At 59.1% G+C, this 579-nt stretch carries 2 protein-coding genes; one reads left to right on the top strand and one right to left on the bottom strand.

From position 1 onward, the window contains the following. The coding region (locus tag ABD481_RS46885; RefSeq protein WP_344672368.1) for a hypothetical protein at positions 1–393 on the top strand (393 nt) is incomplete at its 5' end. A 76-nt stretch (positions 394–469) separates the two neighbouring features. Here ABD481_RS46885 and ABD481_RS46880 read toward each other — a convergent pair. Further along, the coding region (locus ABD481_RS46880) for an amino acid--tRNA ligase-related protein (RefSeq protein ID WP_138976241.1) at positions 470–579 on the bottom strand (110 nt) is incomplete at its 5' end.

Raw genomic sequence — 579 nt, 5'->3', positions numbered from 1 at the left:
CTGGCGCTGGTCGCCGCCGCGCCGGCCCACGCCATTAGCGCGAAATACCGGGAACAGCTTGAACGTTCCGGCTGCACGCAGATGACCGATGGGACCACCTGCGATATTCATAAAACCAAAGCCGAGAATGCCGCCGCCGCGCAGCACGCCAGCAGCGGCTTCGGCCCCTGTGTGGGCACCTGGTATGTTTATACGGAGTATGGCGATAAAATTGATGAGATTACCGTCACCGCTAAAACGGTGAAAACCCATGGTCATCTGGTCGAGGAGGCGAAAGCCAGCCAGGGTAAACTGACCTTCCGGGTGAAAAGCTCAGCCTTTACGCTGAACGACGCCTTTAACGGCGTATGGGCAAACGGCAGACAGCGCGGCTCCCTGCAAAAAGTCCTGTAATAACATCGCTCTGCCGACAGGCCGGGGATAATGCAGGGAGAACCTCCCGGCGCAGGCCGGGAGGGAGTGCAATGGATTACTTCTGCGGACGCATGGCCGGGAAGAGGATCACGTCGCGGATGGTATGGCTGTTGGTAAACAGCATCACCATGCGGTCGATACCAATACCCAGACCCGCGGTCGGCG

The organism is Catenulispora yoronensis (genome assembly GCF_039531695.1).
Taxonomy (GTDB): Bacteria; Actinomycetota; Actinomycetes; order Streptomycetales; family Catenulisporaceae; genus Catenulispora; species Catenulispora yoronensis.
This window is presented reverse-complemented; position numbering and strand designations above follow the sequence as displayed.